The sequence below is a fragment of the Caballeronia sp. DA-9 genome (assembly GCF_051615025.1).
Taxonomy (GTDB): domain Bacteria; phylum Pseudomonadota; class Gammaproteobacteria; order Burkholderiales; family Burkholderiaceae; genus Caballeronia; species Caballeronia sordidicola.
Window position 1 is genome coordinate 375,341 of record NZ_CP195131.1, and the last position, 21,840, is coordinate 397,180.

Genomic DNA, 21,840 nt, shown 5'->3' on the forward strand with positions numbered 1-21,840 from the left:
TGGATCATGCAACGTGAGGCAACGCGCCATGATCAACAGACGTTGAAGGCCTGGTTGCCGCTAGACGACAGCTCGAACAGAAGCGCGTCTGGACGTGATAATGCCACGCCTGTTAAAGGCGATATCGGCCTTTGAAGCAGTTACTTTAGCGTTTGCTTAAAATTCACTTTCGCGGTGCACAAATTCTTTGCGATGGTGCGTCGCGCGTTGCTTAAACGCTATTGCGGCTTGATTCCCAGTTTATTTCCCGGCCAGTGTTTCAGCCTGCTTTTCAGGCTCTCCCTGCTTGAGAAACTCGTGCTGGAAAATGCACATCCGGTAAGCGTTGTGATACTTGCCGTTGCCAAAAAATTCCTCGATCAGTTCCGCCTCCCGCCTGAACCCGCATTTCTCATAGACATGAATGGCGGCCGTATTCGAAACATCCACGATCAGATACAGTTTGCGCATGTTGAGCACGGAAAAGGCGTAGTCGGTTGCGAGCAGCGTGGCGCTTGTTGCATATCCCTGGCCTTGCGCGCTGGGTGCAATGATGATCTGAAATTCACCGCGCCTGTGGATGTAGTCGAGTTCGATCAATTCGGCGAGGCCGATGGGTTCGCCGGTCTTATTGACGGCAACAAAGCGGCGTTCGCGCAGGTCATGCACGTGACGATCATAAAGCTGCGAGAGTTCCGAGAAGGTTTCGTAAGGCTCCTCAAACCAGTAGCGCATGATCTTGGCGTTGTTGTTCAGTCCGTGTACGAAGTGGAGGTCGGTGCGCTCGAGCGGCCGCAGCATGAGCTGATTGTTTTCTTCGATAATCATGATGCACTCCTTGAACAGTGGGTCTTCAAAAGCACGGTGAATATAACCCGCCCGTCCAATGCCTTATCACGCGGTCGCGATCAGCAACAGGCCCGTGCCGGCCAGTCCTGCGGTCCAGAGCGAGTCGAAGTTGATCCAGCCGCGTCGCAACACGCCCACGCCGAGCCAGTCATACACAAGCAGCGCTATCGCGCCGGTCACGAGCAACGTGGCCAGCGTATGCAGGCCGACCGCGGCAAGTGAAACGAGCACGGGTCCGGAGGAATGAGCCGGCATTGCGCCGCATAGCGGAATCAGGACGGGAACCAGCATCAGTCCCGCGCCGTGCGCGGTCGCCATCAGGAACGACCATAGAACGAGCCCGGCGAACCCCGTGGTCATGCCGACACGCACGCGGTGCCGGTGGCCGTATCGAAGATGATAGGCGGCCCACGCAATCAGCAGCCCACCGCTGACAATGCGGATCGCATGACCGTTGAAGACGAAGCCTGTGGCGAGCACCAGACCCGCCACGACCGCAATCGACAGCGCATGCCCGAGCGCCATGGGCGCAACTGCCCACAGCACCGCGCGCCGGCTACGCCTGTGCAGTCCGAGCGCCACCGCGAACAGCCATCCCATGGCCGGATTGATGCCGTGGAAAATCCCAAGCCCGGCGATGGCGACCCATTCCCACGCCACGTCCGGGCGCTCAGGGGTAGCAGTAGGAGTCCGACGAACAATCCCCGCCCTCTAGCCTCACCTGATGCGGCCGATGTGTCGCCGGCCACTCCACCAGAAAGCGCGGATCGAATTCGATGCCGCCATCGGGCGCCGCGTCGAGCTTGACCATCCAGCCCTTCAGGCCTTCGGGATAAAACTGCTCATCGATCACGCCGTACAGCGAATTGGTGAAATACACGCGCCGTCCGTCGCGGCTCACTTCGACCATTTGCGGGCCGCCGTTGAGCGCGCGGCCATCTGCTTTCGGATGCGATTCGCGCGAGACAATGCCGCCTATTCGCACCGTTCCCGTGAGCCTGGGCGCGAACGGATCGGATACATCGTATTGGCGCAGGTCGCCCGTACCCCAGCAGGCCACGTAGAGAAAACGATCGTCCATCGACAGGTCGATATCCGTCACCAGCGGCGGCACCGCGCCGAAGCCTTTGAGCATGGGCGGCAGCAGATCGGCGTCGGCAGCCTCGGCGGGAATCTCGATGATCTTTTTCACCGCCCACTTGTCCCCGTCTCGATACCACGTCCAGATTGACGACGACAGATCCTTCAGGCTGATCACCGAATTGACGAAGCCGTATGCCCGGGTCGGATCGTGCGCTGGACGCAGTTCGAACACGAGCTGGTTCTCCTCGCCGAAATCGATTTCCTGCTTGTGCTTGCGCGTATGCAGGTCCCAGAAATGCAGCTTGTGGCCATACTTGCCGCCCAGCAGGATTTCCGGCACGAGACCATTTTCAAACGTGGCGGGCAGGCCCCATTCGCTCGTGACGAGCGTGTCGTGTCCGAGATGCCACCATGCGTCGTAAGCGAGCTGTTGCGGACCGCGATCGATTTCCCATTGGCCGCGTATGTCGAAGGTTTCGTGATCCATCAGGAAGATGCCGCCCGGCGCTTCGCCATGCGCATTGCCGAGCGCCGCGACATAGATTCCTTCAGGTCCGCAATGGACCGTATGCGGGCGCGTATAACCCGCTTTCTCGGCGACTTCGGCCGGTTCCAGCACGCGCACGATTTTTGGATTGCGCGGGTCCGCCTTGGTGTCGAGGATATGGATTCTCGATGACCGCAAGCCCGGCACCACGAGATAACGGCGCTCGGCGTGTGCATGGGGCGCGTTCGGGCACAGGCACGAACTGCATGCATTCCAGCCGAAATGATGTAACTCGTCGCCCGTATTGGGCATGGCGACGTTGTTGAGCAACTGCGAATACGTGGAGGATGCGGGGTCCACGTCGATTACCGCGATGGCGTCCGGAACCTGTCGCGTGGGATCGAAACTGGCGACATAGGCGAGCGTCTCGGGCGGGGCTTTCATCGCCATGCGCGGGGAAGGGTAGAAGCTCGGATCCGGTGTCCAGTTCGCCATGGTATTTCTCCAGGAATCGCTACGCCGTGTTTATCCGCAGACTCGGGGGATCAACTCAGGGAACCAAATATACGCCCGTTTTCGGGGCAGGCGAGCGGCGTCATGCCGGTTCAAAAAGCCGCTTCGAATATCTCCCTGAGCCATTGGGCAAAAACCCGCACGCGCGACGACAACTGCCGGTTCTGCGGATAAAGCACGCTAACCGGCATGGGCGGCGGCGCAAACTCGGCGAGCACGATCTCGAGCTTTCCCTCCGACAATTCCTCTTTCACCCGATACCGCGGCACCTGAACCATCCCCAGTCCCGCCATTGCCGCGCCCGTATACAAATCCGCGCCGGTCACCGACACCGCCGCAGGCAAGCGCATCTCGACCACGCGGTCATCGACGGTGAATTCCAGCGGATAAATCCGCCCCGATCCGCTCGAAATATAGTTCACCGCCCGATGCGCGCTCAAACTTTCGAGCGTCCCGGGCACGCCGTACTGCGCGAGATAGGCGGGGCTCGCGACCGTCACTTGCTCCATCAGCGCGACGCGGCGTCCGACCATTGATGAATCCTGCAGCGTGCCTGCACGCAGCACGCAATCGATTCCCTCGCGCACCAGGTCGACCAGCCGGTCGTCCTCGCCGATCTGCAATTCGATCTCCGGAAATTGCGCGATAAACCCAGGCAGCGCCGGCACCACGAAATGTTTGGCGAGCGTTCCTTGCACGTTCACGCGCAAAAGGCCCTTCGGCGCGACGTTGCGAAACGAGCCTTCGGCTTCCTCCAGGTCGGCAATCAGGCGCACGCAGCGCCGGTAGAACGCCTCGCCGTCGTGCGTGAGGCGCACGGTGCGCGTGGTGCGTTCGAGCAGCCGCGTGCCGAGGCGCTCCTCCATGCGCTTGAGCAGGTTCGTCACGGTGGCGCGCGGGATCAGCAAGTCGTCGGCGGCTTGCGTGAAGCTGTTGCGCTCGGCGATACGGACAAACACCTGCATTTCCTGAAACCGGTCCATGGTTTGGGCGCTCGTTTTATTGTTGAAGTGAATGGAACGATATTACCGAAATCCGGCTAATTATCCGCGAACGCGAATGATCAATACTTCATTACGCCTATCACACACCGTCAAGGAGCAGATCATGAATGCAGGCAGGAACAGTCAGGTTGCCATTGTCACGGGCGCATCGCGCGGTATCGGCGCTGAAGTGGCGCGGCGTCTCGCAGATGATGGTTTTGCCGTCGCCATCAACTATGCATCGAGCTCGAAAGAAGCCGACGCGCTCGTCGCGGAACTGGCGGCGAAAGGCACGAAGGCCGTGGCGATCAAGGCGGATGTATCGAACGCGGCCGATGTCCGCGCCCTGTTCGACGCCACGGAGCAGCAGCTTGGCAAGATCGACGTGCTGGTGAACAACGCCGGCGTGCTCAAGACCGTGCCGCTCGCCGAAACCTCCGACGCGCTTTACGACCAGACCTTCGGCATCAACGTTCGCGGCACGTTCAACACGCTGCGCGAAGCGGCGGCGCGCATGAACGACGGCGGGCGCATCGTGAATTTTTCCAGCACCACGCTCGCGCTGAACATGCCCGGCTACGCCATCTATAACGCGACGAAAGCTGCGGTAGAAGCCTTCACGCATGTGTTCGCGAAGGAGTTGCGCGGCCGCGGCATTCGTGTGAATGCAGTCGCGCCGGGTCCGATCGCGACCTCGCTTTTTCTCGATGGCAAGACCGAAGAACAGATCAAGACCTTCGCCAACATGCCGCCGCTGCAACGCCTTGGTCAACCAGGGGACATTGCATCGATTGTCTCGTTCCTGGCGGGCGCGGATTCGGGCTGGGTCAACGGACAGGTTCTGCGCGGCAATGGCGGTCTCGCCTGACGGTATCCGCATGTCGCTCGGGAGATCACATGTGGACGCCGGGCGTCTGGTTCGCCGCGCCGGGGTTTGCCTTCTGTTGCTGCTGACCGTTGCACGCGGTCAGCAGCATTTCGCTGGCGAGGGAGACAGGACGGCCATGAAGGCATCGACGACGTACTTGTATCTGCTCAGGAAGACTCCGTTTTTTACGGGGTTGAACCACGAGCAGTTACGCTGGACCATCGACCATTCGCGTGAATGGGAAGCGCAGGCGGGGACGGTCGTGGCGGAGTGCGCGTCAACGCCGAAAGACGACGCGTACTGGATCCTGCTCGACGGCCGATGGCAAGTCGAACACGACGGCCGCGCTTTTCCGGCGGGACATGCGGACGCGGGGAAATGGTTCAGTGCGTCGGAAACGCAGGGAAGTTGCCGGCTGATGACCACCGAGCACAGTTACGTGATGAAGATTACTCGCGCCGACATGAACGAGATGCTGGCGCGCGGGTTCGCGTTCAGCGCGCATCTGAGCCAGGGGCGCGAGTATTACGGGGCGATGTTTGCGGGGAGGGTGATAGGTCCATAAGCAAAGATTCAAACCCGAAACACCGCCACCGCCACATCCAGCTTCCCGGCCTGTTGCTCGAGCGAAGCCGCCGCTGCGGCCGCTTCTTCCACCAGCGCGGCGTTCTGCTGCGTGACTTCATCCATTTGCGCGACGGCGCGATTGATCAGCTCGATCCCGCCTGTCTGCTCCGACGAAGCCGCGCTGATCTCGCCAATGATGTCCGACACGCGCTTCACCGCCGCGACGACTTCGCCCATTGTTTGCCCGGCCTGACCCGCGAGAGCGTTGCCCGTCTGAACCTTGTCCGCCGATGCATTGATCAGTTCCTTGATCTCCTTCGCCGCCGCCGCGCTGCGTTGCGCGAGACTGCGGACTTCGCCGGCCACCACGGCGAAACCGCGTCCTTCCTCGCCCGCGCGCGCCGCTTCCACCGCCGCATTCAGCGCCAGGATATTCGTCTGGAACGCGATCCCTTCAATCACGCCGATGATGTCCGCAATCCGCGTCGAACTCGTCGCGATATCGTCCATGGTGTGAACGAACTTGCCAACCACCGTGCCACCGCGCACCGCCGTGGTCGATGCATCCACGGCCAGCTCGCTCGCCTGCCGCGCGTTGTCGGCGTTCTGCCTCACGGTCGCCGTCAATTGCTCCATGCTCGACGCCGTCTGCTGCAATGAAGCGGCCTGTTCTTCAGTGCGCTGCGACAAGTCGATGTTGCCCGCCGCGATTTCCCGCGCGCCGTGAGAGATCGCGCCGGTGCCGCCGCGCACCTGCGTGACGGTCCCGACAAGCCCTTGCTGCATACGTTTGAGCGCCGCGAACAGACGGCCCATTTCGTTGTTGCGCGATGCATCGATCGTCGCCGTCAAATCCCCCGCCGCGATTTGCTCGAAGTGGTGAATCGCGGATTCAATCGGCTTCATCACGGCCGCGCTCAGCGCACGCCGCGCGATAAACCCGAGTACCAGCGCAAGCGCCGCGACCACTACGGCGCCGGTCGCCATGGCGTGAAACTGCTCTTGCGCCTGTGCAAAGCGCGCTTGCTGACGCGCGATCTGAAACGCTTCGAGCGCGGACATCGCACGGTCGTAGGTTGCATATAAACCGTCCGCCGTCTGGACCTGCAGCGTGCGGAACGTGGTGAAGTCGTTTTGCGCGAGGGCATCGAATTCCAGATTCAGCGCCTTCGCAATCAACGCCGCGCGCGCGGTCCTGGCGGCTTGCGCGAGCGGCTCTTCCTGCGTATCGCGCGGCTTCGCGAGATAGGCGTCGAACTCGGCGTCGCTGATCTTGAGCGTCTTGCGCGCGTTCGGCAGCAAGTCGTCGCCGGCCTTGCCAAGCATGAACAGCGTCTCGTAGCTGCCAAGCGCAAGCCGCACCTGCAGGAGCCGCTGCGAACTCGTCTTGAGATGCGTGATCGCGGCGGTATCGGTGGCGACCATCTGTTCGAGCGACTGGTTGCTCTGGCGCAGGCAAAGCGCGGCGGCGAGCAGTACGGCGACCAGCGCAAGCGTGTATCCGGCGATGGTGATCGTAAGACCGCGACGAATCGTGAAGTTATTGAACATGGCGATGAACGCGCAGGGCATCGGCGAGAAGCGCCGCGCGCGTGTTTTCCTCGGATATCGTTTAGTTTTCTTGAATAAACAGTAGGCGCTGGTTTGATCGCTTCTGCTTGAGCCGCACTACGGCCCGTAGCGCGATTCTTGCGGATTGCGCGCATTGGGGACATCGGGATATGTGCGCCTTCAGATTTGCACGCTCGTGCCGATAACCGGAGATGCTCTCGCGAAAGACATGGCAGCAACACGAATGAGACCGCAAGAAGTGATAGCAATTTTTCTCACATACCGGTGAGAATTGCTCGTTTGAAGCCCATCGCGCGCGCGCCTACGATGACAGCTTGATTCGCAGATTCGCCGCCTGACGCCGGCCGGTGACATTTCGCTTCAGCGTGAAACATCGTGCTTCCGGGCATCGTTATGATGGCTTCGCCTTCCGGCTCAATTTACGCGACGGCCCTCGCCATGAACCCGACCAACATCGTTCAACTGCTCATTCTCGCGGCCCTTTGGGGCGGATCGTTTCTCTTTATCCGCGTGGGCGTGACAGACCTTGGCGTCGCGCCGCTGATGGCGTTGCGCGTGGGCATTGGCGCGTTGTTCCTGCTCGCGCTGCTCTTCACACGCCGGCCCGCGCGCGAAGCCTTGAACACCGTGCGCAAGCATGCGGGTTCGCTGCTGGTGGTGGGCATCCTGAACTCCGCCGCGCCGTTCTGTCTGTTCGCGTTCGCGGAGCTTACGCTGTCGGCGGGCGTGACGTCGGTGATCAACGCGACCACGCCGCTTTGGGGCGCGATTGTTGCGTTCCTGTGGCTGAAGGATCGCTTGAGCACGCTGCGCGTCGCGGGCCTTGCAATAGGTTTTGCGGGCGTGCTCGCGCTGGTCTGGAATCAGATCGCAACGCCGGCAAACGCGGGCGTATCGGCTTCGACAACTGCCCTTGCCGCTGCCGCCGCATTGGGCGCGACACTGCTCTATGGCATGGCGGCGAGCTATACGAAGCGGCGTCTTACCGGCGTCGATTCACTGACGGTGGCAGCCGGAACCATGACGGGCGCGAGTATCGTACTGTTGCCCTTCGCAATTTTCTGGTGGCCTGCCGCGCCGGTTTCCACGCTCGCGTGGGGATCGGTGATCGCGCTCGGCGTTGCGTGCACGGGCGTCGCCTATATGGTGTTCTTCCACCTGATTTCTGTGGTCGGCCCGGCGCGCACGATCACCGTGACGTTCGTGATCCCGGTCTTCGGCATTCTCTGGGGCGCCATGTTTCTTGGCGAGCAGGTATCGGCGGGAATGGTGGGCGCGTGCCTGATCATCCTGGCGGGCACGGCGCTCGCCACAGGTGTTGTAAAGACCTTGCCCTTCATTCGCGCCCGAGGCGTCGCGGGTGCGAAACCCGCGGAAGTCATCACGCTTCGCGATAAAACCTGAGCATCGCAGCAGTACTTTTCACACTACTCGGAGGAGGTGATTATATGAACCCGATCTGGTATGAGATTCCCGCAGTGATCGTGATCCTGGCATTCGTCTGCGTCGTGGTGATACGGGCGTTTACCGCGCCCGTATCACCGGATGAGGATCATACAGATATCTTCATGCGCCGTCAGTTGCCGGGCGCGTCCACTCGCAATGACATGTTGACGGAGCGCGCGCAACGAAAGACATCGGCCAATGGCGGCGTGTATAGAACCTGAGGCGGTCCGTCAGCCGTTCAAGCGCCAGCCGAGTCCAAGACTTTTTTGCAGCGAGACGAAATCCTTCAGCAATTCCGCTTGCCCCGCGACCACGTTCTGCTGGGCGCTGAACTGGGTGCGCTGCGTATCGAGCAAGTCGATAAGACTCGACGCCCCCGCGCGATACCGCTGCCGCGTGAGCGTAGCCGACCTGTCCGCCGATGCCTGCACGTTCTGCAGCGTAACCAGATGTTCACGCTGATGCCCGTATCGCGACAATGACGTATTGGCGTCCTGCAACGCGCCGAGCACGGCTTTCGTGTACTTGGCGTCGGCTTCATCACGCGAAGCCTCCGCGCTGTGAACGTTCGACAACGTGCGTCCGAAGTCGAGGATGTTCCATTGCAGATACGGCACGCCAAGCCAGGAGAAGCTGTTCTTGCGCACGAGATGGCCGGGATCGGCGGCGCTGAAACCGAGGTCGCCGAGCAAGGTCACCTTCGGAAAGAAGCTGGCGGTCTGTTCGCCGATCTGCGCATTGCTCGATGCCAGCCGCCGTTCGGCGGCGCGAATATCGGGCCGCTGCTGCAGCATTGAAGCCGGATCGCCGACGGGTATTGAAGCGGGCAGCGCCGGCATTTCACGTAGCGCCGACAACTCTTGATCCAGCGCGCCCGGCGCCTGGCCCGTCAGCATCGCTAGCTGGTCGAGCGACTCGGTCACTTGCTGGTCGAGCGGCGTCAGCGTGGCGCGGGTGTTTTCAACCTGTGTGGTCAGACGTTCCACATCGACGTCCGCCGCCGTGCCGCCCGCCCGGCGCTGCTGCGTCAACGTGAGCATCTGCTGCTCGAGCTCGGCGCTTTGCTGCGCCAGTTGCAGCCGATGTTGCTCGTCGCGCAAATCGATATACGCCTGCGCAACTTCGGCGGTGAGCGAAACCTGGGTATCGGCGAGATCGGCATTCACGGCGTCCGCTTGCGCCGACGCCGCTTCGACCGCGCGCCGCGTGCCGCCGAACAGGTCGATTTCCCACGATGCATCGAAGCCCGCGGTATAGAGCTGCAGCGGACCACGGCCAGACGAACCCGACGAACCATCTTGAGACGCCGACAACGAATTGAGGTCGGGCGAGCGCGTGCGCAGCGCGGCGGCGTCGAATGACGCGGTCGGCATGCCGTTCACCTTCGAGTGCTGCAACTGCGCCCGCGCTTCGCGCAAGCGCGCCTGCGCGGCATGCACGTCGGGGTTATGGGCGAGCGCGGCGTCGATCAGCGCGTTCAGTTGCGGATCGTCGAGCGCGAGCCACCATTGGCTCGGCGCGCGCGTGTTCGCCATGCCGGCTGCGGGCGTGCGCACGAAACCGGGCGCGTGCGCGGCATCCGGCGCGACTTGCGGTGCGCCGGCGTAGTCGGGACCGACGGTGCAGGCGGAAAGCACGGACGTGGCCACAACTGCAAGCAGCGTGAGAACGAAAGGAGGCGTAGAGCGAGAAAACATCGTCGATATCATTTTTTTAGCCGTCAATGGCCGGCGGAGGACGACACGGGTCCGCTGGGCGTTTTGAGCAACAGCGCGAGCGGTATGCAGGCAAGCAGCGCGAGACCGAGCAGGTAGAACGTCTCCGAATAGGTGATCACCGTGGCCTGCATGTGGATTTGGGCGGCTATCTGGCCGATCGCGCGCATCTTCGCGTAGGCCATGTCGCCGGTTTGCGCGAACCAGCTGGCGGCGCTGGACGCAACGCGGTCCTGGCCGATCACCGAATTCGCCGTCAGCGACTCGCGGATCATGGCGGTATGGAACGTCGTGCGCCGGTCGATGACCGTGCCGATGATCGCCAGTCCCACCGAGCCGCCGAGATTGCGCGCCATGTTGTAGAGGCCGGCTGCATCGCCTGAGTCTTCGCGCGAGACGGCGGCCATGGACGCCTGGTTCAGCGGCATCAGTGCGAGGATCTGCGCGCAGCCGCGAATCAGTTGCGACCAGAAGAAATCGTGGCCCACGCTTTGCGCTGTCAAATCGATGTCCAGCATGCAGCTCCACGCGAACAGCACGAGCCCCGCGATCACCAGCACGCGAAAGTCGAGCTTGCCGAGAATGCGCGGGAGGAACGGCATGATGAGGAACGCCGGCACGCCGGATATCAGCATGATCGCGCCCGATTGCTGCGCGTTGTATCCAGACACGATGCCAAGAAACTGCGGCAGCAGATACGACACGCCATACAGACCCGCGCCGACCGCGAACACAATGATGATGACGCTTGCATAACGCGGGTTCTGCAGCAGGCTCAGCCGCATGATGGGTTTTTTCGCGACAAACTGCGAGATGGCGATAAGCAGGAAACCCGCGAGCGTCACGCAACTCAGCGTCACGATCATGCTGGATTCGAACCAGCGCTCGCGCTGGCCTTCCTCAAGCACCACGGTCAACGAACTCAGGCCAATGGTGAGCCCCACAATGCCGATCCAGTCAGCCTTCAGGAAGGTGCTCCAGTTCGGCCGGTCCGACGGCAGCCCCACAATCAGCAACGTGATCAGCGCAATGCACACGGGCAGGTTGATGAAGAAGCACCACGACCAGCTAATGTTTTCCGCAAGCCAGCCGCCAAGCACCGGACCCAGCAACGGACCCAGCAGCACGATCAGGCCGAACATGGTCATGCCAACGGGCATCTGCGCGCGCGGCAGCCGCGTGCGGATGATGGTCTGCGCCGTCGGGATCATCGCGCCGCCTGCGAAACCCTGGCCAATGCGCCCGGCGATCATCATCGGCAAGCTGTGGGACCAGCCGCACATCATGGAAAACAGGATGAACAGCGTCGCATTGGCGAGCAGGAAATTGCGCAAGCCGAACACGCGGGTCAGCCACGCGGCAAGCGGGATCATGACGATCTCGGACATTAGGTAGCCCGTCGAGATCCACGTGCCTTCCGTGCCCGTCGCGCCGATCTCACCCTGGATCTGCGGCAGCGCCGAGTTCGTGATCGAGATGTCCAGCGTCGCCATCAGCGCGCCCAGCGAACCGGCGGCAACGGCAAGCCAGTCCGCAGCGCTCGCGCGCTCGGCTTCCGGCGCGGGCGCGGCGGGCGCCGTGCTGGTCGCCTCAGCCATGATTGTTCTCGGCTTCTATGCGCTTGTCGCCTTCGCGGGACGAGCGGGTATCGACGTCGGCGGTCACCGACAAACCCGGCAGCAGCACGCTGCGCGTTTCCGGACCGGTATTGATACGAATGCGCACCGGCACGCGCTGGACGATCTTCGTGAAGTTGCCGGTCGCGTTTTCCGGCGGCAGCAGCGCGAACTGCGCGCCCGTGCCCGGCGCGAAGCTGTCCACCACGCCGTGCAGGTCGGTGCCCGACAGCGCATCCACGTGCAGCGTCACCGGCTGGCCAATACGCATGTGGCCGACCTGCGTTTCCTTGAAGTTGGCGACCAGATACGTGCTCTGTATGGGGACCACGCTCATCATCCGCGTTCCGGGCTGCACGTATTGGCCGACCCGCACCGAGCGGTCGCCGACCTTGCCGGGCAAGGCGCTGCGCACGATGGTGTCCTGCATGTCGAGTTGGGCCTGCTTGGCGCTGGCCTGCGCGGCTTCCAGTTGGGCGCGCGCCTGGGCGATTTGCGCCGTGGTGGAAGCGATCTGGGTTTCGGCCGACTTCACCGCCGCCGCATTGGCCGCGAGCGTTGCGTTGGCCTGATCGCGGGTGTTGACAAGCTGCGCGAGGCGCTCGCTGGTCTCCGCGCCCGTGGCGGTGAGCGGCGCGTAACGCTGGACTTCATCGCGCGCATGCTGGGCGCTGAAACGGGCGACCTGCTCCTGTGCCTTGGACTGATCGATATTCGCCCGCTGCTGCAAGATATCGGCCTGCGCCTTCTGGATATCCGCCGTGCGCGCCGCAATGGTCGCCTCGGCCTGGTCGAGCGAAGCCTGGTACTGGCGCGTATCGAGCCGCACGAGCGGGTCGCCCGCCTTGACGGTCGCGTTGTCGCCCACGTACACGTCGGTCACGTAGCCGCTGACTTTTGGCGCGACCGTGACGCTGTCGGCCTGGAGATAGGCGTCGTCCGTGCTTTCAATGAAGCGCCCGACCGTCCACCAGCGTGCGAGCCAGATTCCGCCAGCCACAATGGCCACGAGTCCGACGCCGAGCAGGATCAGGCGCCTTCGCGAGCGCGGGGCGGGAGCGGCAGTGTCTTGCGGCAGGCGATCCTGCCCCGGTGAATCAACTGTTGTTGACATCGTTTATCGATCCAATTTATTCCAATCGGAAGAATTATTCCAGTTGGTAAAAATGTGTCAAGTGATATATTTTTGCACCTGGACGCTGGGAGGCTGGAATGAACGACACAAAGCGGCTGCGCCGTCCGCCAGAAGGCGGGTACGTACGTGGAGACGAAACACGCCTGCGGATTATTGTGGCGGCGATCGAATCTTTTGGAGAACACGGTTTCGACGGTGCATCCACGCGCGAAATCGCGGCGCGTGCGGGCGTCAATGCACCGGCGCTGCAGTATTACTTCGAGAACAAAGAGGGTGTGTATCGCGCGTGCGCCGAATATATGGCGGACGAAGCCGTGGTCAATTTCGGGCCTGTCATAGCGCATGCAACGCACGTGCTGGAAAGCGGCGAAGCCATGCCAGTGCTGATCGATGCTTTCATTCGCATTCAGGAGGCCATTGCCGACCGGATGTTTGCAAAAGGCTGCGGGACGACGAATCACCGGCTGTTCTTCGCGCGCGAACAGGTGGGCCATGAGCCAATGATCGCAACCGAAATCCTGACGCGCCGCGTGCGCCAGCCGCTGAACGACGTCAGTGCTCGGCTGATGGCGCGCATCACAGGCACGCAGCCCGATGACCCCGGCACCTTGATCCGGATGATCAGCATGCACGGCCAACTGCTCATGTTCCACGTCGCGCCGCGCACGACGCTCGCGTTGCTCGGCTGGAAGGAAATCGATGTGGAGAAGGGCGAATTCCTGAAGGGAATCGTGCGCGAGCAGACGCGTACGCTGCTTGAAAAATGGGCGCGCGAGACCGCGGCGAGCGAAAGCAAAAGCAGCTCGAAAGTAGCGGCCAGGGCCGCCGTCAAGTCTGCAGCCAAGCTGCCCAAGCCCGCCGCGCCGGCCGCGAGAAAGCGTTTGACAACGGCCGGCGCCGCGAGGAAAACCAGGAAGTCAGCATAAGGCGGTTTGCCGAACCCGATCAGCGGCGCGCTTCAAAGACAAGATTGAACGGCGTAGCGGTTGCGCGGCGAAACTGCTGGAATCCTCCTCCCGTCACGACTTCCCTGATGCGCCGCTCCCCGGCCTGAGCACCGAGGCACATTGCGCCGGGCTGCGCTTTCGAAGCCGGTGTGCATATCAGCGTGGAAGCCGAATAAAAGATCCGTCCTACCGGATTCAGGTTGCCTTCGAGTTCGTCGTTGGCGAACGGCTCCACGATCATCCAGGTGCCGTCGTTTCGGAGGGTCTCGAACACGTGGCGCGATGCCGCAAGCGGATCGCCCATGTCGTGCAGGCAATCGAACATGGTGACGAAGTCGTAATCGCGGCCGGGATAGTCCGCAGCGGAAGCGACCTCGAAACTCACACGGTCACCCACACCCGCGCTTGCCGCCGCTTCTTTTGCATATGCAATGGACGGCTCGTGATAGTCGTAACCCACGAAGGTGGATTCCGGAAAAGCCTGCGCCATGATGACCGTGGACGCTCCGTGCCCGCAGCCAATATCCGCCACGAGCACGCCTTCGTCGAGCTTCGCCTTCACACCATCCAGCGATGGAATCCAGTCGTTCACGAGATATGCGGCATATCCCGGGCGAAAGAAGCGCTCGGTGCCGTGAAAGAGCGACACGTCGTGCTCGTGCCAACCCACGCCGAGTCCTGTCTTGAAGGACTTGAGCATCTTTGGAATGATCTTGAACTGCGCGACGGCGATTTGGAATGCGCCCGGAATAAAGGCGGGGCTGCCTTCCTGCGCAAGCGCGAACGACTGTTCTTCGCTCAGGCTGAAGCGGCCGGACGTGGGATCGTAATTGACATAGCCGCTCGCTGCCTGAGCGCTCAGCCACTCGCGTACATATCGTGCGTCGGTTTCGGTTTCGCGTGCGAGTTCTTCCGGGAGTAAAGGTTTTGCAGCAAGCGCTTTATAAAGTCCAAGCTGATCGCCCACGACCACCGTGGCCGCGTGCATCACAGCCCCGAGGTCGTGCACGAATCCACCCATGAATGCATCGAGTCTTGCCTGATCGACTGCCATGATGCGCTCCTTTAAAAGCACGTCGGTCAATCACGCGGGCGTTTCCTAGGCGGCGCGAGGCGACTCTACCGGCGGAGTCCCCTGACGAAAAAGCGCGCTCAGTTGTGAGCGCAGTTCAGGCGAGTCGGTGTGCTTGTGAACGGTCACTGCATGCTGTACCGCTGCGTCGAGAAGCTCTTCGTCAGAGTCTGCAGACAGCGCGATACTGCAGTTCATTTCGCTGGGAAATTCCCGGCAATCTATGTATTTGCGGGTCATGGCGTCCTCCTCATTGCGTGGTTAGACGAAAAGCGCGGCGCGTTGAGTGGATGTCATGACGCTTTGCCAACGAACAGCGCTTGGCAAAAGTATAGGTCGCTGACAGTGCGCTTGCGGTCTTAATGGTTGTTCGATTGCTGTTCACCGCACTCAAGCTTTTATTTCGCCGGCGACATAAAATGCTTGGGCGGCCGGCTTTTTTTCGATAACGACTCCGGCAACGATTGGTCAGGTCAGTTCGCGGCCTCCGGTTTCGTCGAGCATGGAGACGGCGATCAGCGAGATGACCACGCACACGATCATGTACCACGCGGGCGCCATGGTATTGCCCGTCACCTTGATCAACCAGGCAACCACCAGTTGCGCACTCCCGCCGAATACCGATACCGCCACCGCATAGGCGCTCGCCAGATATCCCGCGCGTAGATGCTTGGGAAAATTCTCCGGCATCAGCGAATAGGCGGGCGCGGAACCCATCGTATAGAACAGCATCAGCAACACGATCAGACTCATCACCACGGGCAGCGAGGGAAACTGGTTCATCAGCCAGAAGCATGGATAAAGCAGCGCGATCAGCGCAACACGCCCAACCAGGATCAACGGTTTGCGCCGCTGCATCCTGTCCGATAACGCACCCCACACCGGGCACAGCGCCAATGAGGAAATAGCCGCGCTGATCGAGACCAGCATGGAGAGCTTCGCCGGCACCTTGAGATACTGGATCATGTAGGTGGGAATAAAATACATCAGCACATAGGTCGCGACCGTCATGCCCATGATCGCGAACACGGTCAGGATCCACTTGCGGACCATCCCTGGTTCGAACGCATATGCCTGGGTTTTCGCCGCCTTCGGCGGCTCTTCCACAATGTGGCGGCGCAGATAAACGCCCACGGGCATGATCGCCGTGCCGATCAGGAACGGCACGCGCCATCCCCAGGCGAGCAGTTGCTCGGGACTCAATTGATACGTGAGCAATGCCGCGATCCCGGAGCCCATCAACGCAGCCGCGCCCTGGCTTGCGAGTTGCCAGCTTGCGCGAAATCCCCGTCCTTTCGCCGATCCCGTTTCAAGCAGCGTGGCCGTCGCCGCGCCGAACTCGCCGCCTTGCGCGAAGCCTTGCAACAGGCGCGCGAAGATGATGAGCGCGGGCGCGGCGAGTCCTATGCTTGCGTAAGTCGGCGCGAGGCCGATCATTGCCGAGCCGAGCGCCATCAGGAAGATGGTGAGCGTGAGGGCGGCGCGGCGGCCGCGTTTGTCGGCGTAATGTCCGAGCACGAAACCGCCGACCGGACGCGCGACGAAGCCAATCGCGAACGCGGACAACGCAAGCAGTGTCGACACCACCGGATCGTGCGCCGGGAAAAACAGCTTGGCTATCGTCAGCGCGAAAAAGCTGTAGACGGTGAAGTCGAAGAACTCGAGCAAGTTGCCGATGATCGCCGCAATCACGATCTTGCTTTGCGATACGGCTTTGGCAGGTTGAACTGTGGTGGTCGCCATGGGGAACCCGTAGATGGTTTTTCTTATCGCGCGAGGAACCGTTCGACCAGACGCGTCCAGTACGCTGCGCCGACGGTCAGGTTGTCGTCGTTGAAATCGTAGGACGCGTTGTGAAGCATCGGCGCGCCTTCGCCGTTGCCGAGGCGCAAGAAGCATCCCGGCTTTTGCTGCAGGTAATAAGCGAAGTCCTCGCTTCCGGCGATAGGGCCGAAGTTATTCACGACACGTTCCTCGCCCACCAGTTCGCGCGCTACTTCGAGCGCCAGTTCCGTTTCCGCAACGCTGTTGATCACGACCGGATAACCCGGCACGTAGTCGATATCGATCTTCGCGCCGTAGCCGCTTGCGTGTGCTTCGGCGAGTGCGCGAATGCGTGTTTCAAGCTGCTGGCGCACGGTGGCGTCGAAGGAGCGAACGCTGATCTGCAGGCGCGCCGATTCCGGAATGACGTTCGCCGCGTGCCCCGCATTGAATGCGCCGACGGTGACAACGGCCGTTTGCATCGGGTCGATACTGCGCGCGACGACCGTCTGCAATGCGCCCACGAGCGCCGCGCCGATCACCACGGGGTCGACCGCCAGATGCGGGCGCGCCGCATGGCCGCCGCGGCCATGGACGGTGATGTTGACCGTATCCGACGCCGCCATGAACGGCCCGCTGCGGAACATGAACGTGCCGGTGGGATAGCCGGGATGGTTGTGCAGCCCGAAGATCGCTTCGCATGGGAAGCGCTCGAAGAGGCCGTCTTCAATCATGCGTTTCGCGCCGCTGTCCGCGCCGATTTCCTCGGCGGGCTGGAATACGAGGTGAACCGTGCCGTTGAATGCGCGCGTGCGGGCGAGATGGCGCGCCGCCCCAAGGACCATGGCGGTGTGGCCGTCGTGCCCGCAGGCGTGCATCAGGCCGGCGTTGCAGCTTGCATATGGCAGCCCCGTTTCCTCCGCGATAGGCAATGCGTCCATATCGGCTCGGACGGCGACCGCGCGCGTTCCCGTGCCCGCCGTGAGCGACGCGACCATGCCCGTTCCGCCCAAACCGCGCGTGAGCTTGTAGCCCCACGCTTCAAGTTTCTGCGCCACGAAGTCGGAGGTCTGGAATTCCTTGTACGCGAGCTCTGGATTCTGGTGGAGATGATGGCGGATGACGCTCAGTTCATCGCGCAGATCGCTCGTGTCTTCGAGTAAGCAGAAACCCTTGGTATTTTCCATGGTCGGCAAGGCCTGTATTTGGGGAAACGGAATGGGGCAGTATTCCGCTGCAAAAACCACCAATCAATGACGCGACCTGGCCGATAATGTTGACTTGAATGTCAACATACAACGTCATGTCCATCAATCTTTCCGCTTCGCGTGAAAACGGCTTCACCGCTCGAAGCCTGCGTTACCTGCATGAAGTCGAGTTGCACGGCGGCGTGCGGGCCGCGGCGGATGCACTGGGTATCAATCCCTCCGTAATCAGCCGGCAGATCGGGCAACTCGAAAGCGAATACGGCGTTGTCCTGCTCGAACGAAGCGGGCGGCGTGCGGTGTTGACCGAAATCGGCATGAGTCTCGTGGAACATTTTCGCGAGAGCACGCGCCGCGACGCCGACATGCTTGCCCAACTGGAAGACTTCAAGAGCCTGCGGCGCGGGCGGCTTGGAATTGGCGTGGGCGAGGGGTTTATCGAAAATTTGCTTGCGACCGTTCTGGAGCGGTTCAGCTTGCAGTTTCCTGACATCGTGGTGGAATTTCGTAGCGGTGCGACCTCCGAAATCATTGCGATGGTGCGTAACGACGACGTCGACCTGGGCTTGTGCGCGGGCGGCGGCAGCGATCCCGCGATTCGCGCGCGGATCTTTCGCGCGGCGCCGTTTTGCGCGCTTGTCAGTCCGCGTCACGCGCTTGCCGGCGAGCGCCGGATTCGCTTCGAACAGTTGCGCGACCAGCGGCTGATCTTCATGCCGGAGCGCTTTGGCGTGCAGCAGTATCTCGACGCCATCATCCGTGCAGAACGGCTTAGCGTGACGCCTTCGTACCGGTGCGACCTGTTTTCCGCCGCTCAGGCAATTGCAGCGGCAGGCCTGGGCGTGGCCTTCATGTCCACTGATGCAGCGCGCCAGTATCTGGATGCGGGGCGTCTGGTCGCGCTCGAACTCGAGCATCCGATAGCGCGCGAATTCAGCAGCCAGGTGATCCGCCGGGTAGGGCGGCGCTTGTCGCCGGCCGCCGAATTTCTATGGCGGCAACTCGTGGAAGCAATGCAGCGCAGATGGTCAACGTCGGCGCGAGGAGCAGGCGTCGCCTGAGCAATGCCCGAAGAACCTCCTCAATCCACATGCGCCTGGAAGACTTCCTTCGCGGCAAACAAGCCGTTCAGCGCTGCCGGAAAACCCGCATAGACTGCCATCTGCATGATGATCTCGACAATCTCATCGCGCGTGATTCCGACGTTCAGGCCTGCGGCAATATGCACCTTCAACTGAGGCGTCGCTGTGCCCATTGCGGTCAGTGCGGCGATGGTCGCGATTTCCCGCGCCCGTACATCGAGACCGGGTCTTGAGTAGATATCGCCGAATGGAAACTCAAGCAGATATTGAGCGAAATCCGGCGCGATATCGGCGAGCGAACTAACGACCTTTTCGCCCGCCGTGCCGTCAATCTCCGACAACACTCGTTTGCCGCGTTCCAGCCGGCTTTCCTGATTTGCTACGTGTGCGCTCGTGCTTTGCATGTTTCGTCCCGGGAAGAATGGGTTCAGTATTGGCGTAGCCTGCTATCTTGGTGTCGAGAACGGCGAGGCAGGCCTGAAGTTCAGCCACTCGAATGCGGACGTTGTCGCGATGCGCGGCCAGCAACGCGCTGCGTTCTTTCCCGGTCGCCGCGCCCTGCGCGCGAAGCTGCGCATAACGCAGCATTTCCTGGATCGTCATGCCGGTCGTCTTGAGGCGGCCGAGGAATTCGATCCACGTCAGCACCGACGCGTCGTAGACACGTTGGCCCGCGCGGTCACGCGGTGCGAACGGCAGCAATCCGATTCGCTCGTAATAGCGGATCGTGTGCGCTGTCAGTCCCGTATGTTTCGCGATATCACCGATTTTCATGGCTATTTCTCGTTACTACGTCATGCATGGTAGGACTTAGAGCGCACTCTAAGTCAAGCATGTTTTATCGATAAAACCAGCGGCCCCGCAGCATGTTTCAAGCGGGCAAAAGCGCAGGAGCCGTCACCGGCCGCGCGATGGCGAGAAAGGCATTCAAGGCGGTGCTTGCGTACACGTCCCGACGGCGCACGAAAACGGTCTCCACTAAGGCGTCTTCAGGCGCGAGCGCATGCAACGCGACGCGCCCTTCACGCAGCGCCGCCATGACCACGCCCTTGGGCAGGAGCGTGACGCCCACGCCCGCCGCGACGCATCCAAGCATGGCGTCGAGCGAGCCGAATTCGAGCGGCGTGCTGACCTGCAAGCCAAGCCGCGTGAGCACGCTGTCGAGCCGCACGCGATACGAGCATCCCTGCCGGAACACGATGGTCTTCACCCTGCCCAGTTGCGCGAGGTCTTTGACGGATCGAACCCCGCGCGCGGTCACGAGCGCCATTTCCTCGCGGAAAATGGTTTCGGCATGCAGATCGTCGTGGTCGATGGGACCGGCGACAAACGCGCCATCGAGCCGATACTGCAAGACCTCTTCCAGCAGACTCGCCGTGGTGCCCGCGCGCACCACGAGTTCGACCTTCGGATAGGCTAGCGTGAACTTGGCAAGCACATTCGGCATGCGTAACGCGGCGGTGGTTTCGAGCGTGCCTAGCGCAAGCGGACCGCTCGCTACGCCTTCGTCTTTCACTGCGGTGCGGGCATCGTCAAGCAGGCGCGCCATTTGCCTCGCGAAAGGCAGAAGCCTGCGTCCCGCCGCCGTCAATTCAACGCCCCGATGATGCCGGTGAAAGAGCGGTGCGCGGAGTTCTTCTTCAAGCAACCGAATGCGGGCAGTCACGTTCGATTGCACGGTATGCAACTCGAATGCCGCGCGATTCATACTGCCATTTCGTGCGACCGACTCGAAGATGCGCAGATCGGCGGCGTCCATGTCGACTCCCGGTATCGGAACAAGTGATAGCGATTATCACATCAAAGCGCCGCTCTCCTGCGTCAAAGCTTGCTAAGCTTGGCGAGGACTTTGCCTTAAGCCACATCATGAAGAAAGGAAGCAACATGGCCACCTGGCGCGATCGTCGAATCATCGATTTATTTGGCATTGACGCACCTATCATTCTTGCGCCCATGGCGGGACCGGGCACACCGGAACTTGCCATCGCGGTGGGCGAAGCGGGCGGTCTGGCTTCTTTGCCCTGCGCCCTGTTGAGCGTTGAGCAGGCGCGGGAAGCGCTGACGTTGATCCGCTCGAAAACGCACGCGCCGGTCAACCTCAATTCCTTTTGCCACACGCCGCCAGAAGCCGATGCCGCGCGCAACCTCGCATGGCGCGCGCGGCTTGCCGCGTATTACGTCGAACACGGGATCGATCCGGAACTGACGCCGGCAGGCGCGGTCCGTCGTCCCTTCGATAGCGACTTTTGCGAAGTCGTCGAAGCGTTCAAGCCGGAGGTCGTGAGCTTTCATTTCGGACTGCCAGAGAAAGCGCTGTTCGATCGCGTCAAGGCGACGGGGGCAAAAATCATCGCGTCGGCAACGACGGTGGCGGAAGCACGCTGGCTCGAAGCACATGGCTGCGACGCGATCATTGCAATGGGGCTTGAAGCAGGCGGGCATCGCGGCACGTTCCTGAATCACGACATGGCGACGCAGGTCGGCACCTTTGCGCTGGTGCCGCAGGTCGCCGACGCTGTATCGGTGCCGGTAATCGCGGCGGGCGGCATTGCCGACGCACGCGGAATTGTTGCCGCGCTTGCGCTGGGTGCGTCGGCGGTGCAGATTGGCACGGCTTATCTGTTCTGTCCGGAAGCCCGGGTGCCGGAGGTGCATCGCGTTGCGCTGCGCGAATCGAGCGATGATTCCACGGCCGTGACCAACGTGTTCACAGGACGGCCGGCTCGCGGGATCATGAACCGGGTGATGCGGGAAGTCGGGCCGCTGTCAGAAGCGGCGCCTGCGTTTCCGCTTGCATCGGCTGCGCTCGCGCCGTTGAAGGCGAAAGCCGAGGAGGCGGGCAAGGGCGATTTCACGAGCCTGTGGTCCGGGCAGGCGGCACGCCTCGCGCGGGAAATGCCCGCAGGCGAATTCACGCGCGTGCTGATAGCCGAGACGCTGGCGCGACTGTCCTGAGC

At 61.8% G+C, this 21,840-nt stretch carries 22 protein-coding genes; 7 read left to right on the forward strand and 15 right to left on the reverse strand.

Annotated features, from left to right (window positions below; all coding sequences use genetic code 11):
- Positions 1 to 240: 240 nt before the first annotated feature.
- From speG to ACRWA7_RS01680, 4 genes are all read right to left on the reverse strand, one after another.
- Entirely contained in the window at positions 241 to 807 is a 567-nt protein-coding gene (gene speG / locus ACRWA7_RS01665) for a spermidine N1-acetyltransferase (protein ID WP_438390785.1), read from the reverse strand.
- 66 nt (positions 808 to 873) lie between these two features.
- Entirely contained in the window at positions 874 to 1,428 is a 555-nt protein-coding gene (locus tag ACRWA7_RS01670; RefSeq protein WP_438391029.1) for a hypothetical protein, read from the reverse strand.
- Positions 1,429 to 1,498: 70 nt separating this feature from the next.
- The gene (locus tag ACRWA7_RS01675; RefSeq protein ID WP_438390786.1) at positions 1,499 to 2,893 is read right to left on the reverse strand and encodes a selenium-binding family protein; all 1,395 of its coding nucleotides are present in this window, start codon (positions 2,891 to 2,893) and stop codon (positions 1,499 to 1,501) included.
- A gap of 110 nt (positions 2,894 to 3,003) precedes the next feature.
- Positions 3,004 to 3,894 (reverse strand): LysR family transcriptional regulator, encoded by an 891-nt coding sequence (locus ACRWA7_RS01680; protein ID WP_438390787.1) that lies wholly within the window; start codon positions 3,892 to 3,894, stop codon positions 3,004 to 3,006.
- Between the two features lie 124 nt (positions 3,895 to 4,018).
- Here ACRWA7_RS01680 and ACRWA7_RS01685 point away from each other — a divergent pair, with 124 nt between their 5' ends.
- Both ACRWA7_RS01685 and ACRWA7_RS01690 read left to right on the forward strand, forming a co-directional pair.
- Complete coding sequence (locus tag ACRWA7_RS01685; RefSeq protein WP_438390788.1) at positions 4,019 to 4,762, forward strand: SDR family oxidoreductase; 744 nt, start codon at positions 4,019 to 4,021, stop codon at positions 4,760 to 4,762.
- 31 nt (positions 4,763 to 4,793) lie between these two features.
- Positions 4,794 to 5,327, forward strand: coding sequence for a hypothetical protein (locus tag ACRWA7_RS01690; RefSeq protein ID WP_438390789.1), 534 nt, complete (start codon positions 4,794 to 4,796; stop codon positions 5,325 to 5,327).
- Positions 5,328 to 5,335: 8 nt separating this feature from the next.
- Here the strand turns inward: ACRWA7_RS01690 and ACRWA7_RS01695 are convergent, their stop codons facing one another.
- Positions 5,336 to 6,880 (reverse strand): methyl-accepting chemotaxis protein, encoded by a 1,545-nt coding sequence (locus ACRWA7_RS01695; RefSeq protein ID WP_060856548.1) that lies wholly within the window; start codon positions 6,878 to 6,880, stop codon positions 5,336 to 5,338.
- 459 nt (positions 6,881 to 7,339) lie between these two features.
- Here ACRWA7_RS01695 and ACRWA7_RS01700 point away from each other — a divergent pair, with 459 nt between their 5' ends.
- Both ACRWA7_RS01700 and ACRWA7_RS01705 read left to right on the forward strand, forming a co-directional pair.
- A complete protein-coding gene (locus ACRWA7_RS01700; RefSeq protein ID WP_438390790.1) occupies positions 7,340 to 8,305 on the forward strand; it encodes a DMT family transporter in 966 nt (321 codons plus the stop codon).
- Positions 8,306 to 8,349: 44 nt separating this feature from the next.
- A complete protein-coding gene (locus ACRWA7_RS01705) occupies positions 8,350 to 8,568 on the forward strand; it encodes a hypothetical protein (protein ID WP_438390791.1) in 219 nt (72 codons plus the stop codon).
- Positions 8,569 to 8,577: 9 nt separating this feature from the next.
- On the opposite strand, the gene ACRWA7_RS01710 is transcribed toward ACRWA7_RS01705, so the two are convergent.
- The 3 genes from ACRWA7_RS01710 to ACRWA7_RS01720 are packed head-to-tail and all read right to left on the reverse strand — an operon-like array spanning position 8,578 to position 12,792.
- Positions 8,578 to 10,044 carry an efflux transporter outer membrane subunit gene (locus ACRWA7_RS01710; protein WP_438390792.1) on the reverse strand — a complete coding sequence of 489 codons (1,467 nt, stop codon included), beginning with the start codon at positions 10,042 to 10,044 and terminating at the stop codon, positions 8,578 to 8,580.
- A gap of 23 nt (positions 10,045 to 10,067) precedes the next feature.
- Positions 10,068 to 11,660, reverse strand: coding sequence for an MDR family MFS transporter (locus ACRWA7_RS01715; protein WP_438390793.1), 1,593 nt, complete (start codon positions 11,658 to 11,660; stop codon positions 10,068 to 10,070).
- Positions 11,653 to 12,792, reverse strand: a complete 1,140-nt coding sequence (locus tag ACRWA7_RS01720; RefSeq protein ID WP_060856416.1) for an HlyD family secretion protein — start codon at positions 12,790 to 12,792, stop codon at positions 11,653 to 11,655. The genes ACRWA7_RS01715 and ACRWA7_RS01720 overlap by 8 nt, the downstream gene beginning before the upstream one ends.
- A 98-nt stretch (positions 12,793 to 12,890) precedes the next feature.
- Here ACRWA7_RS01720 and ACRWA7_RS01725 point away from each other — a divergent pair, with 98 nt between their 5' ends.
- Complete coding sequence (locus ACRWA7_RS01725) at positions 12,891 to 13,739, forward strand: CerR family C-terminal domain-containing protein (RefSeq protein WP_438390794.1); 849 nt, start codon at positions 12,891 to 12,893, stop codon at positions 13,737 to 13,739.
- Between the two features lie 19 nt (positions 13,740 to 13,758).
- Here ACRWA7_RS01725 and ACRWA7_RS01730 read toward each other — a convergent pair whose 3' ends face one another.
- From ACRWA7_RS01730 to ACRWA7_RS01745, 4 genes are all read right to left on the reverse strand, one after another.
- Positions 13,759 to 14,814: a class I SAM-dependent methyltransferase gene (locus tag ACRWA7_RS01730; RefSeq protein WP_438390795.1), complete on the reverse strand. Its 1,056-nt coding sequence runs from the start codon at positions 14,812 to 14,814 to the stop codon at positions 13,759 to 13,761.
- Positions 14,815 to 14,859: 45 nt separating this feature from the next.
- Positions 14,860 to 15,072, reverse strand: coding sequence for a DUF1059 domain-containing protein (locus ACRWA7_RS01735; RefSeq protein WP_060856413.1), 213 nt, complete (start codon positions 15,070 to 15,072; stop codon positions 14,860 to 14,862).
- Positions 15,073 to 15,300: 228 nt separating this feature from the next.
- Positions 15,301 to 16,575 carry an MFS transporter gene (locus ACRWA7_RS01740; RefSeq protein ID WP_438390796.1) on the reverse strand — a complete coding sequence of 425 codons (1,275 nt, stop codon included), beginning with the start codon at positions 16,573 to 16,575 and terminating at the stop codon, positions 15,301 to 15,303.
- Positions 16,576 to 16,598: 23 nt separating this feature from the next.
- Entirely contained in the window at positions 16,599 to 17,783 is a 1,185-nt protein-coding gene (locus ACRWA7_RS01745) for a M20 aminoacylase family protein (protein ID WP_438390797.1), read from the reverse strand.
- A gap of 98 nt (positions 17,784 to 17,881) precedes the next feature.
- Here ACRWA7_RS01745 and ACRWA7_RS01750 point away from each other — a divergent pair, with 98 nt between their 5' ends.
- Complete coding sequence (locus ACRWA7_RS01750; protein WP_438390798.1) at positions 17,882 to 18,862, forward strand: LysR family transcriptional regulator; 981 nt, start codon at positions 17,882 to 17,884, stop codon at positions 18,860 to 18,862.
- Positions 18,863 to 18,882: 20 nt separating this feature from the next.
- On the opposite strand, the gene ACRWA7_RS01755 is transcribed toward ACRWA7_RS01750, so the two are convergent.
- The 3 genes from ACRWA7_RS01755 to ACRWA7_RS01765 form a co-directional block, all read right to left on the reverse strand.
- The gene (locus ACRWA7_RS01755; RefSeq protein WP_438390799.1) at positions 18,883 to 19,287 is read right to left on the reverse strand and encodes a carboxymuconolactone decarboxylase family protein; all 405 of its coding nucleotides are present in this window, start codon (positions 19,285 to 19,287) and stop codon (positions 18,883 to 18,885) included.
- Complete coding sequence (locus ACRWA7_RS01760; protein ID WP_438390800.1) at positions 19,211 to 19,657, reverse strand: MerR family transcriptional regulator; 447 nt, start codon at positions 19,655 to 19,657, stop codon at positions 19,211 to 19,213. Before ACRWA7_RS01760 ends, ACRWA7_RS01755 begins: the two co-directional genes overlap by 77 nt.
- Before the next feature lie 97 nt (positions 19,658 to 19,754).
- Entirely contained in the window at positions 19,755 to 20,642 is an 888-nt protein-coding gene (locus ACRWA7_RS01765; RefSeq protein ID WP_438390801.1) for a LysR family transcriptional regulator, read from the reverse strand.
- 125 nt (positions 20,643 to 20,767) lie between these two features.
- Here ACRWA7_RS01765 and ACRWA7_RS01770 point away from each other — a divergent pair, with 125 nt between their 5' ends.
- The gene (locus ACRWA7_RS01770) at positions 20,768 to 21,838 is read left to right on the forward strand and encodes an NAD(P)H-dependent flavin oxidoreductase (RefSeq protein WP_438390802.1); all 1,071 of its coding nucleotides are present in this window, start codon (positions 20,768 to 20,770) and stop codon (positions 21,836 to 21,838) included.
- The last annotated feature ends 2 nt before the right edge of the window (positions 21,839 to 21,840 follow it).